11 protein-coding genes are annotated in these 11,964 nt (G+C 64.5%); 5 read left to right on the top strand and 6 right to left on the bottom strand.

Annotated elements, in window-relative coordinates:
- Nucleotides 1-13 precede the first annotated feature (13 nt).
- The 4 genes from X756_RS148345 to X756_RS148360 are packed head-to-tail and all read left to right on the top strand — an operon-like array spanning nt 14 to nt 3,425.
- A complete protein-coding gene (locus tag X756_RS148345) occupies nt 14-1,339 on the top strand; it encodes a phosphatase PAP2/dual specificity phosphatase family protein (protein ID WP_031238790.1) in 1,326 nt (441 codons plus the stop codon).
- 10 nt (nt 1,340-1,349) lie between these two features.
- Nucleotides 1,350-1,784 (top strand): hypothetical protein, encoded by a 435-nt coding sequence (locus tag X756_RS148350; protein ID WP_023688985.1) that lies wholly within the window; start codon nt 1,350-1,352, stop codon nt 1,782-1,784.
- 3 nt (nt 1,785-1,787) lie between these two features.
- The gene (locus X756_RS148355; protein ID WP_023672504.1) at nt 1,788-2,456 is read left to right on the top strand and encodes a lysophospholipid acyltransferase family protein; all 669 of its coding nucleotides are present in this window, start codon (nt 1,788-1,790) and stop codon (nt 2,454-2,456) included.
- 39 nt (nt 2,457-2,495) lie between these two features.
- A complete protein-coding gene (locus X756_RS148360; protein WP_031201228.1) occupies nt 2,496-3,425 on the top strand; it encodes a phosphatidate cytidylyltransferase in 930 nt (309 codons plus the stop codon).
- 10 nt (nt 3,426-3,435) lie between these two features.
- Here the strand turns inward: X756_RS148360 and X756_RS148365 are convergent, their stop codons facing one another.
- The 6 genes from X756_RS148365 to X756_RS148390 form a co-directional block, all read right to left on the bottom strand.
- A complete protein-coding gene (locus X756_RS148365; protein WP_023730357.1) occupies nt 3,436-5,043 on the bottom strand; it encodes an FGGY-family carbohydrate kinase in 1,608 nt (535 codons plus the stop codon).
- Nucleotides 5,044-5,176: 133 nt separating this feature from the next.
- Nucleotides 5,177-5,905 carry an SDR family oxidoreductase gene (locus tag X756_RS148370; RefSeq protein ID WP_023688988.1) on the bottom strand — a complete coding sequence of 243 codons (729 nt, stop codon included), beginning with the start codon at nt 5,903-5,905 and terminating at the stop codon, nt 5,177-5,179.
- 27 nt (nt 5,906-5,932) lie between these two features.
- A complete protein-coding gene (locus tag X756_RS148375; protein WP_023685459.1) occupies nt 5,933-7,192 on the bottom strand; it encodes an ABC transporter permease in 1,260 nt (419 codons plus the stop codon).
- Nucleotides 7,189-8,013 carry an ATP-binding cassette domain-containing protein gene (locus X756_RS148380; RefSeq protein ID WP_023730356.1) on the bottom strand — a complete coding sequence of 275 codons (825 nt, stop codon included), beginning with the start codon at nt 8,011-8,013 and terminating at the stop codon, nt 7,189-7,191. Before X756_RS148380 ends, X756_RS148375 begins: the two co-directional genes overlap by 4 nt.
- Nucleotides 8,014-8,165: 152 nt before the next feature.
- A complete protein-coding gene (locus X756_RS148385) occupies nt 8,166-9,230 on the bottom strand; it encodes a sugar ABC transporter substrate-binding protein (protein ID WP_023672498.1) in 1,065 nt (354 codons plus the stop codon).
- 229 nt (nt 9,231-9,459) lie between these two features.
- Nucleotides 9,460-10,344 (bottom strand): AraC family transcriptional regulator, encoded by an 885-nt coding sequence (locus X756_RS148390; RefSeq protein WP_023693836.1) that lies wholly within the window; start codon nt 10,342-10,344, stop codon nt 9,460-9,462.
- Between the two features lie 309 nt (nt 10,345-10,653).
- On the opposite strand from X756_RS148390, the gene X756_RS148395 reads away from it, so the two are divergent.
- The gene (locus X756_RS148395) at nt 10,654-11,715 is read left to right on the top strand and encodes a maleylacetate reductase (RefSeq protein WP_023730355.1); all 1,062 of its coding nucleotides are present in this window, start codon (nt 10,654-10,656) and stop codon (nt 11,713-11,715) included.
- Nucleotides 11,716-11,964 lie beyond the last annotated feature (249 nt).

Here is an 11,964-nt window from a genome sequence, read left to right as displayed (position 1 = left end):
TCGGGAACACAATTTGGGTATCGTGCTGAGGGCCGCCCTTTGGCTGGCGCTGCTGGCGCCGTTCTTCTATTCGACCTACGGCTTCGCCAACTGGCTGGCGTCGCGGCGCGACCATGTCGGCAGCATCGTGTTTGCCTGGGAACACGCCATCCCGTTCGTCGCCTGGACGATCGTGCCCTACTGGTCTATCAATCTGTTCTACGGCCTGTCGCTGTTGCTCAACACGACCAGGCGCGGCGTCGACCGGCTCGCCGGCCGCTATCTCGCGGCGCAGATCATTGCCGTCGCCTGCTTCATCGCGTTCCCGCTGACGGCGACCTTCGTGCGGCCGGAAACCACCGGCTTGCCGGGTTTCCTGTTTGCGGTGCTCGGTGGTTTCGACAAGCCGTTCAACCAGGCGCCATCCCTGCACATCGCGCTGCTGGTGATCATTTGGGACCATTGGCGTCACGTTCTGGCACGCCACCGTCTCGGCGGCATTCTCCGCCCCGTCTGGCACGTCTGGTGTTTTCTCATCGGCGCCTCGGTGCTGACGACCTGGCAGCATCATTTCATCGACATTCCGACCGGCGCCCTGCTCGGCCTGTTTGCGCTGTGGCTGTTTCCGTCCAAGGGCGAGCTGCCATTCTGGGGTTTTCGGTTGACCGCCGACCCAAGGGCGCGGCGGCTGGCGGGTTATTACGGGCTGGGGGCGGCCCTTGCCCTGGCCGGCGCTGCCGAGGGCGCGTTGGCCTCCGCCGATTTTCTCATCCTGTTGTGGCCGGCATTGGCGCTGGCCATCGTCGCCTTCGGCTATGCTGGGGCCGGCGCCAAAGTGTTCCAGAAGGCAGCCGATGGTAGCGTCTCACTGGCCAACCGTATCCTGCTCCTGCCCTACCGGCTTGGCGCCCGGATCAATGTGTGGGTATGGACCCGCCAACTGGCGCCGCAAGCGGAGATCACCGACGGTGTTTTCCTCGGCCGGTTTCCGAGTGCCGACGAGGCCAACCGCTTCGGCACAGTGATCGACCTTGCCGGCGAGATGGAACGGCCGCGCGGCGTGACCTGCCGCTGGATCAGCTACGCGATGCTCGACCTCGTGGCGCCGCCTCACGACAGGCTGGAGCGAGCGGTGGCGGCGATCGAGCTGGCGCGCCGGCGCGGCACCGTCCTGGTCTGCTGCGCGCTCGGCTTCCAGCGCAGTGCGGCCATCGTCGCCGACTGGCTGGTGGTGACGGGGCGCTCGTACACTGCCGCGCAGGCGCGCAAGAAACTCGCCGCGTCGGGCAGGCCCGTGCACCTTCAGATCGGGCTGGATGAACCGGGGCTGGAAGAACCGGGGCTGGAAGAACCGACATGAGTTGGCCGGCATGAGTGGCGAGAATTTTCCCGAGAACGCCGAAATATTCGCCGCCGGACTGATGGTGCAGGCGGTGTGGCCGATCCTGCTCGTGGTGGCGGCTGTGATGGCAGCGCCGGTCATCGGCCTGGTGGCCGGGCCGCAGACGACAGCGCTGTCCGCGGCGGCCTGGCTGGTCACGGCGGCGAGCGCCGTGGCCACGCTGGCTCTTTCGGCCTTGCTTTTGTTCGATGCGCTGCTGTTCCGGCTGATGGCAAGCCACGCCAGCGAGGCCGCCGGGGGTGCCGCCGTCGACGATGTGCTGGCGCGCATGCGCCTGAAATCCACCACTGCCGGCGGCCGCTCGCTCGACCATCGCATGGCAGGCACGCGCCGCCTGCTGACAAGGCAGCGCATGGCGCTCGCCATGTTTGCTGCGGCATCCCTTTTCGCAGCATTTGTTTGAGCCATGACAAAACTTCACCTGCGCGCCAACACCTTCACCTTGCTGCAGACGGTGACGTCGGTCGGCCTGTCGGCGGCGGCCTGGGTGGTAACCGGCGTCAGACCAATCTGGAACGGCAGCCAGCCGTCGGAGCGGCAGCGCATCTACTTCGCCAACCATGCCAGCCATGGTGATTTCATCCTGCTGTCGGCTTGTCTGAGCGAGAAGGTGCGCGCCCGCACCCATGCAATCGCGGCGGCCGAATATTGGGGCAAGTCGCGGCTGCGCCGCTTCATCGCGCAGGACATGCTGTCGTCCGTGCTCATCCACCGGCAGTGGACCGACGAAACGCAACACCCGATCTCGATCATGCTGTCGGTGCTCGACGACGGCCACTCGCTGATCCTGTTTCCCGAAGGCACTCGCAACACGACGGAGGCGGATCTGCTGCCGTTCCGCTCCGGCCTCTACAATCTGTCGATGGCGCGGCCGGATGTCGAACTCATCCCGTGCTGGATCGAGAACATGTCGCGCGTGCTGCCCAAGGGCCAGTTCCTACCGGTGCCGCTTTTGTGCCGCGTCGTCTTTGGTCCGCCGGTGGCGATCGCGCCCGGCGAAGAACGCCGCACCTTCCTCGAGCGCGCGCGCCAGACGCTGCTGTCGCTCAACCCGCGTCCCGATCGGGACCACTAGCATGACCAGGCAAAGAGACTTCGTATGACACTGCCGCCAATGCATGAAACCGTCATCCTGCTGGCCGGCCTGATCTGCGTGCTCACCATGGCGAGCATCGTTGCCGGTATCCTCTCATGGCGGGCGCCGAAGCCGCTGCCCTCGACGCTCGTCAACTTGAACCAGCGCATCAACGCCTGGTGGGTGATGGTGCTGGCGATCACCGTCGCCTTCTTCTTCGGCCGCACCGGCATGACCATCCTGTTTGCGCTGATCTCGTTTGCCGCGCTGCGCGAGTTCGTGACGCTGACGCACAGCCGGCGCAGCGACCACTGGGTGCTGCTCGGCATGTTCGGCATCATCATTCCCTTCCAGTACTGGCTGGTGTGGACCGCCTGGTACGGGCTGTTCACCATCTTCATCCCCGTCTACTGCTTCCTCTTGATGCCGGCGATCACCGCGCTCAACGGCGACACCGAGCGCTTCCTCGAGCGCGTGTCCGCGCAGCAATGGGCGGTCATGATCTCGGTCTACTGCGTCAGCCATGTGCCGGCGCTGCTGACGCTCAACGTGCCCGGTTTCGAGGGCCGCAACCTCCTGCTCATCGCCTTCCTGATCATCACCGTGCAAGGCAGCGACGTGCTGCAATACATTTTCGGCAAGCTGTTCGGCCGGCATTTTTTGTCGCCGTCCGTTTCGCCATCAAAGACTTGGGAAGGGCTGATCGGCGGGCTGGTGTCATCGAGCCTGCTCGGCGCGCTGCTGTCGTTCCTGACGCCGTTCTCGCCGCTCGCGGCGGCAGGCGTCGCCTTCATCGCCTGCCTGATGGGGTTCCTCGGCGGGCTGGTGGCGTCGGCGATCAAGCGCGACCAGGGCGTCAAGGACTGGGGTCACCTGATCGAGGGTCACGGCGGCATGATGGACCGCGCCGACAGCCTGGTCTTCGCCGCACCGGTGTTCTTCCACATCGTCCGCTATTTCTGGACGTGAGCTAAGCCGTTCAATCGCGGATGGCGCGGCCTGCCTGCTGCAGCAATTCGAAGGCGGCGAAGCGCTTGTCGTGCCAGGGCACGAGGTCGCCACCGGCCGGGCGATAGATGTCGCCGATGCGCGACATGCCGGTCATCGCCGCGATCACATCGGGAAATTTTTGCGCCGCCACCGCAGCCAATATGGCTGAGCCGAGCAGCACCGGTTCGGGCGAGGTCGAACCGGCGACGGTCAGGCCTGTGGTGTCGGCCAAAAGCTGACGTACCAGCTCGCTTTGCGCCGCACCGCCGCTGACGACGATAGTGTCGATGGCAATGCCTTTTTTGGCCATCGCCGCCAGGATCTGGCGAACGCCGTAGCCGATGCCCAGCAGGCCGGCGACATAGAGCGCGACCAGACTGTCGAGGGACGTGTCCATGCCAAGCCCGGCGATCAGGGCCTTGGACTCGGGATCGGCGAAGGGCGAGCGGTTGCCGAGGAATTCCGGCACGACATGCAGTCCATCGGCTAGGTGCGCTACTGCGGACAGGTCGGCGGACTGTTTCGCCGCCTGCTGACCAAGCCAAGCGGTCAGGCCGAGACCTTCCGCCTTGGCTTTTGCGGATGCCTCAGCCGTGGCCGGATGGAAAGCGACGAGGTGGTCGATTGCAGCACCCGCCGCCGATTGCCCGCCTTCATTGAGCCAAAGCCCCGGCACCATCGAGGAAAAATACGGACCCCAGACGCCGGGCACGAAGGCCGGCTCGCTGGTGCTGGCCATGGTGCAGGCCGAAGTGCCGAACACATAGGCCATGCGCGACTGCAAGGTGCCGACGGAGCCCTGCCCGCCAACCGTGCCGACTCCCCCGGCATGGGCATCGATCAGGCCGGCCGCAACCGGCGTTCCCGGCAGCAGGCCGAGATCGGCCGCGGCGGCCTCAGTCAGGCCTTGGGCAAGTGCCGTGCCACCCTCGACGATTTCGGTGCCGATGCGGGCAAAGCCTTCATCGGCGAGCGCGCCGAGGCCGATGGCACGGAAATAGGCATCGTCCCAGCGCCGCTCATGGCCGAGATAGGTCCATTTGCAGGTCAGCGTGCAGATCGAGCGCGCCAGGCTGCCGGTTGAGCGCCAGGTCAGATAGTCCGTCAGGTCGAAGAAATGCTCGGCCGCATCGAAGGTGGCGGGCAGGTTCTCGCGCAGCCACAGCAGCTTCGGCGTTTCCATTTCCGGCGAGATGGTGCCGCCGACATAGTCGAGCACGGCGTGCTTGCCGGCATTGATGCGCTGCGCCTGGTCGAGCGCGCGGTGATCCATCCAGACGATGATGTTGCGCTGGCTGTCGCCGGAACTGCCGGCCGGCAACGGCGCGCCATCCTGGCCGACCACGACCAGCGAACAGGTGGCGTCGAAGCCGATGCCGGCAATGTCGCGCCCAGCGAGCCCCGACTTCGTCACCGCCTCGCGCACGCTGGCGCAAACCGCACGCCAGATGTCCTCGCTCGACTGTTCGGCGATTTCGCCGGGCTCGATGAATAGAGCGATGTCGCGCTTCGCCGAGGCAAGCATGGTGCCCTTGCTGTCGAACACCCCCGCCCTGGCACTGCCAGTGCCGACGTCGATGCCGAGGAAGTGGGACATGGGGAACCTCAGAAGTTAGGCAGTAGGCAGTAGGCAGTAGGCAGTAGGCAGTAGGCAGTAGGCAGTAGGCGAGATGGTCAGCAGTGAACCGTCAGTTGCAAGAGCCTCTCCCCATTTCCTACCGCCTAACGCCTCACAAATCATTGCTCTGCGGCAGGATAACCAGATCCCGGATAGTGACATTTCTCGGCCGCGTCAGCATGAACAGCACGGCTTCGGCGACCTCGACCGGTTGTATCAGGCCGCCCTTGGCCAGTTCATCCTCAAGCTTGTCCTTCGGCCAGTCGCTGATCAGCGCTGTCACCACCGGCCCCGGCTGCACCGCGCCGACGCGCAGGCCGTGCGGGGCGACCTGCCGGCGCACCGTGTGGACGAAGGCCTGCACGGCATGCTTGGATGCCGTATAGATCGGCTCCCAGACCACCGGCACCAGTCCGGCGATCGAGGACGTGACGATGATGTCGCCGGTCTTTCGTTCGACCATATGCGGCAGCACGGCGTGGATGGAACGAAAGACCGCATTGATGTTGAGGTTCAGCATGCGGTCCCAGGCATCCGGGTCGCCTTCGAGCACCGGGCCGCCGACATAGGCGCCGGCATTGGCGTGGAAGATATCGAGCTGGCCGGCCTTGTCCAGGATTTGCGGCATCATCGTCGCGACGCTGGCCGGCTTCATCAGATCGATCACCAGCGGGATCGCGTTGGGACCGAGTTCGGTGCAGACGCTTTTCAGCGCGTCTTCGGCGCGATCGACGAGCACAACGCGAACGCCGGCGGCAATCAGCGCTCTCGCGCATTCCAGGCCTATGCCCGACGCGGCGCCGGTAATCGCCGCGACTTTTCCACTCAAATCCTGAGCCATTCTTCTATCCTCGTATTCTCTGTTGGTTCAGGCTCGGCCGTGGGAAACCCGCGAGCGGCGTGCCAGGGAGTCGACGATGACCGCAATTGCCAGAACGGCGCCGGTGATCATGTAGCGAAGCGACGATGACAAATCGAGCAAGGTCAGCCCGCTGGCGATCGACTGGATGACGATGATGCCGAGCAGCGCGGAATAGGCGCTGCCACGGCCGCCAAACAGGCTGGTGCCGCCTATGACCGCCGCCGCAATGGCGTTGAGGTTGACGTCGCCGGTGCCGGCCTGCTGGCTGGCGGAGGCCAGCCGCGCCGCCGACAGGACGCCGCCGAGGGCGGCAAACATCGAGCACATGACGAAGGCGCTGAGGTAGATCGAGCGCACCTTGATGCCGGCCCGGCGCGCCGCTTCGCGGTTGCCGCCGACGGCGGTCATCGAGCGGCCCCATTGGGTGCGGGTCAGCGCATAGTTCATCGCCACCACCAGGCCGACGAACAGGCCGAACATCCACGGTATGCCGCGCGCCTGGTTGAGATAACCGACGATCAGTTCTAGCAGGATGGTCAGGGCGGCGACGCGCACGATGAGGCCGCCGACAGACGGCGCCGACAAATTGACGGCCCGGCGGCGGCTGACGGTGCGCAGGCCGCTGATCAGCATGACGATGCCGGGCAATGCCGCCAGTGCATAGGACAGCCAGTCCGGCATGACCAGCAACTGGCCGAAATTCACCAGGTTCGAGCCATAGGGCAGATTGATCGAGCCGGTGGAGCCCAGAATATACAGTTGCAGGCCGAGCACGGCGAGCAGGCCGGCGAGCGTCGAGACGAAGCTTGGCATGCCGAGCCGGTTGAACAGCAAGGCATAGAGCCCGCCGATGAAACCGCCGACGGCGATCGCGGCGAGGATGGCGAGCGCCACCGGCCAGCCCTGGTTGACCCACAGTGTGCCGACCATGGCCGAAGCAAAGCCGCTGATCGAGCCGACCGACAGGTCGATCTCGCCGACCATCAGCACACAGACGATGCCGAGCGCGATGACGCCGACGGTCGAGCAGTCGAACAGGAGATTGACCAGATTGCTCGACGAGACGAAGACCGGATTGAGGGCGGTGAACACGCTCCAGATGATGACCAGGCCGACGATGACCGGCAACGAGCCGAGGTCGCCGGAGCGGACGCGGTCGAAGAAGGCGCTGATGGCGCCACCAACGCCGGCCTGGTGCTTGACGCGCACGTCGCTGCGGTCGAGCGCCGTCGATGAGGAGGTGTCCTGCTTGGGCTCCGCGCTCATGGCCGCTGCTCCTGATTGTTCGCTTGTTCGGCGGCCTTGCGCCGTTGGGCGCGGCGCGACACTGCATTGTTGGCGGCGCCGGTGATAGCGCTGACCAGTTCCTGGTTCGAGGCGTCGGGTTCGAAGACGCCGTTGTTGCGGCCGAGCCTGAGCACCACGATGCGATCGGCGACGGCGCGCACGTCCTCCATATTGTGACTGATCATCAGCACGCCGAGCCCACGCTCGCGCACCCGGTCGATGAGGTTCAGCACTTCCGCCGTCTGGGCGACGCCAAGCGCGGCGGTCGGCTCGTCGAGGAGGATGACCTTGGGGTCGAGCAGCAGCGAGCGGGCGATCGCCACCGTCTGGCGCTGGCCGCCGGACAGCGAGGCGACCGCCTCGCGGACGCTTGGAATACGCGCCGACAATTCGTTGAGCAGCGTCCAGGCGCGAATTTCCATCGCCACCTCGTCCAGCCGCAGCGGGTTGATCTCCTTGCCGAGAAAGATGTTGGCGACGACGTCGAGGTTTTCGCACAACGCCAGATCCTGGAAAACGGTGGCGATGCCGAGCGTCAGCGCGGCACTCGGGTCGGGCATCGTCACCTGCCTGCCGCGGAAATTGATGGTGCCCGAGCTCGGCTGGTGGACGCCGGCCAGGATCTTGACCAGCGTCGACTTGCCGGCGCCATTGTCGCCGACCAGCGCCACCACCTCGCCGGCATGGACATCGAGATCGATATCGGTGAGCGCCGAAACGGCGCCGAAATTCTTCGAGATGCCGCGCAGGCTGAGCACCAGCTCTCCTGCCGAAACCGGTCCGTCAGAGATGTCAGACATGGTGGCAAACCTTTCCGGATGGGCGGTCAAGAGTGACTGCGAACTTCCGGCCACCGCAAGGGCGGCCGGAAAGCAGGATCAGGATTCTAGGTCATCCTTTTATGCATGTCGTTATCCCAAAACCGCTGCGCACTTTTGGGCGACCTGCATTGTCACTTTGTAATGCCGAGCTTCTTGCAACCTTCGGCATAGCGGTCGACGCAAAGCTCTTCGGCGGTGTTGATCTTCTTGTCGATGATCTCGGCCTTTAGGTTTTCCTGCGTCACCACCGCCGGCGTGAACAGCTGCGAAGGAGTGTCGTAGAGGGTCATTTCGGCCTTCGGCGTCTCGCCCGACAGAAGCTGGACGGCGACGTTGGCGGCAGCCGCCGCAACGATCTCGCTCGGCTTGGAGATGGTGTTGTACTGGTCGCCGGCGATGATCAGCTGCAGGGCGGCGATGGTCGCGTCATTGCCGGTCACCGGCGGCACCGGATCGACTCCGGCGGCCTTGAAAGCGGCGATGGCGCCACCACCGGTGCCGTCATTGGCCGCAACGACGCCGACGATCTGCGTGGAGAAGCGGGTGATCTGGCCGCTTGCCCATTGCTGCGCCTTCGGCGGCGCCCATTCCGGCGTGTCGTATTCGGCAAGGATCTTGTAGCCGCTGTTGTCGAGGCTGGAATGGATGCCCTTCTTGATCAGCCCGGCGGCCGCGTCGGTCGGCGATCCGTTGATCTGCAGCAGGCCGCCGCTGGCGGGGTCGACCTTCAGGGCCTTGAGGTGTTCAACGAGCGAGTCGGCAATGGCCTTGCCGATGCCTTCATTGTTGAACGAGACGTAGAAGTCGGCAGGTGCAGTCGGGATCGGGCGATCATAGGCGATGACCTTGACGCCCTGGCTCTGCGCCAGCTTGACCAGCGAGGCGGCGGCGGTCGAGTCGACAGGGTCGAGCACGATCGCCTTGGCGCCTTGCGAGATCACCGAGTTGAACTGCTGTTGCTGGCGCGAGGCGTCGGCATCGGCGTTCTGGTAGATCACCTTGCAGCCGGGGCAGAGTTTTTTCATCTCGGCGACGAAGCCGGGATAGTCGTGCTGCTCGTAGCGCGTCGAGGCTTGGTCGGGCATCAAGAAGGCGACCGTGGCGTCGGTAACCGGGGCAGCAAAGGCAGCGGTGCCGCCAAGAAGAGAAAGAGTGAGCGCGATGGCTCCCGTCGATTTCCAGGCAAATCTGGTCATTTCGATAGCTCCGTTTCAAGGAAAGGTTTCATGAAGCCCTGGACACCATATGGCGCCGGGCCTTGACTGCAGTCGGGCTGTTGCGAGGAACAACGGAGCACTTGATCCGTGCTGCGCATCCTCTAGATATCTCTGGATTTCGGGACAAGCGATCTCCAGCACGGAGCGCCTCCAACGCACCCCGCGTTCTTACCTCAGTAAATGTCTAGGCTCCTCCCGGTCCTCCCTGTTAGGCGGCAATCTCCGCGCTGATGTTTTCCGCCAGCAGGGCCCTGAAGCGCGAAGGCGACATGCCTTTCTGGGTCAGGAACTGGCGGTTGAAATTCGAGATGTTGTTGTAGCCGGCGGCATAGCAGATCTCGGTGATCGGCATGTCGGCCTCGCTCATCAGCAGTTGGCAGGCAAGGTTGATGCGCAGCCGGTTGACATACTGCACCAGCGCCATGCCGGTATGGCGGCGGAAGCTGCGCGAAAACGCGCTCGGGCTGCGGCCGGCAATCGCCGCCAGATCGCTTTCGCTGAACGGCTCGGTCAGGTTGGCGTTGATATAGGCAAGCGCCTTGTTGACGCCGGCCGACATGAAGCCTGAGGGATCCGGCAGATAGCTGGCGCTGGTGAGCGTCCGCACATCGGCGGCGCGGCTCAGAATATCGACCAGCTCCATGAACAAAGCGATGCGGCGAACGCCTTGCGCTTCGACCAGTTCGGCCAGCACAGGTGCGGCGAGCTTGGCGGTAGCGGTGGAGAATAGCGCGCCGCGGCGGCTGAGCTCGAGAATGTTTTCACAACCGGCAAGTTCCGGCAACGCGGCGGTGGCGTCGGCGATGAACTCTTGCGAGAACTGCACGACGCGGCCGCGCAGCGGCACGCTGGCGCCTGCCGGCACGTCGCTAACCCAATTGTGCGGCAGGTTCGGGCCAGTGAGCACGAGATTGCCGGGCTCGAACTCGCCGATGAAGTCACCGACGAAATAATGGCCCGTGGTGGCGACGACGTGATGGATTTCGTATTCGGGATGGAAGTGCCAGCGCACCGTGTGGAAGGGGTAGCCGTGGGCCCAGGCCTTGAACGACTCGCCGCGTCTGATCTGGACGACTTCCAAGTCCGGATTCATGTCAGTTCCTCCCGGCGCCGGTCCGGTCATGCGACCAGTTGCAGTGCCATCTCCCGCAGGCCGCGTTTGCCGCTCTCTGCAGTGACCAAAGCTTAGGCGGCAATTCATGCAGCCGCCACCACGGTGTGTCCACCTCACTGATACTTTTTTGACGTTTTTGTGGTCAAGGCGATACGTTTGCGAGTACGCGGGAGAGATCAGGCCCCGCTTGCGAGACGGTGACGACGCAAACGATGTCGCCGGCGGCGAGAGCTGGTCGCTCGATTGCGGCTCCGTCACAGTGATAATATGCAAAGGGAGCGGATCGGCATGACAAGGACGTTCACCTATTCCGGCAGCCCTGCGCACATTGTCTTCGGCAATGGCGCGTCGTCCGAGGTGGGCACCTGGATCGAAAAGCTCGGCTGCAAGCGCGCGCTGGTGCTGTCGACGCCGCATCGGGCTGCCGACGGCGAGGCGCTTGCCAAGTCCCTCGGCGCGCTGGCGGCCGGCACCTTTTCGGGCGCCGCCATGCACACGCCGGTCGAGGTAACCCAAACGGCAATGGCCAAGGCAACCGAGGTCAAGGCTGACTGCGTTGTCGCGCTTGGCGGCGGCTCGACCACCGGTCTCGGCAAGGCGATCGCCTGGCGCACCGACCTGCCGCAGATCGTCATCCCGACCACCTATGCCGGCTCGGAGGTGACGCCGATCCTCGGTCAGACCGAGAACGGCGAAAAAACCACAATGCGTGACGCAAGGATCCTGCCGGAAGTGGTGATCTACGATCCAGAGCTGACCGTCGGCCTGCCGATAGCGATGAGCGTCGCGTCAGGACTCAACGCCATGGCGCACGCGGCCGAAGCGCTTTACGCGCAGGATCGCAATCCGATTTCCACCCTGATGGCGAAAGAAGGATTGCGCGCCATGAAGGCGGCGCTGCCGGTGTTGACCAAGGAGCCTGGAAATATCGATGCACGCGGCGATGCGCTTTACGGCGCCTGGCTGTGCGGTACGGTGCTCGGCGCCGTCGGCATGGCGCTGCATCACAAGATCTGTCACACGCTGGGCGGCTCTTTCGACATGCCGCATGCCGAGACGCATGCGGTGATGTTGCCGCACACGATCGGCTTCAACGCCGTCGCGGTGCCCGACTTGTTGAAGCCGGTCGCCGACTTGTTTGGCGGCAGCGCCGGTAGCGGTCTCCACGATTTCGCCAGGGCGGTCGGCGCGCCCCTTACATTGAAAGAACTCGGCCTCATGCAGGCCGATCTCGACCGCGCCGCTGAGATCGCGACCAGGAACCCATACTGGAATCCGCGGCCTTTCGACCGCGCCGCAATCCGCGCCCTGTTGCAGGACGCGTGGGAGGGAAGGCGTCCGCAAAACTGACGGCAACAAGCAAGGAACTTACCCGCCGCGAATTCATCAGGATACCGCCACGACCGGTGTGCTCGCGGCGGCCTCGCGGTGCCGGCGATCGCCTGCCCTTTCGCATATAGCCGACAGGCATGAGTGGCTCCGCCTGATCGGCGCAGGCCGCTCACGGTTTTGTGCGCGTGAAAAACTGCGCGGCTCGAAAAGCCCATTGACATCAGCCGTATTTTCGACGCAAACGTTATATTGTTACTGTTATACAGT

Source organism: Mesorhizobium sp. LNJC405B00 (genome assembly GCF_000502615.1).
Classification (GTDB): Bacteria; Pseudomonadota; Alphaproteobacteria; order Rhizobiales; family Rhizobiaceae; genus Mesorhizobium.
The sequence above is the reverse complement of the archived record's forward strand: the minus strand, read 5'-3'. Positions and strand labels throughout refer to the sequence as shown.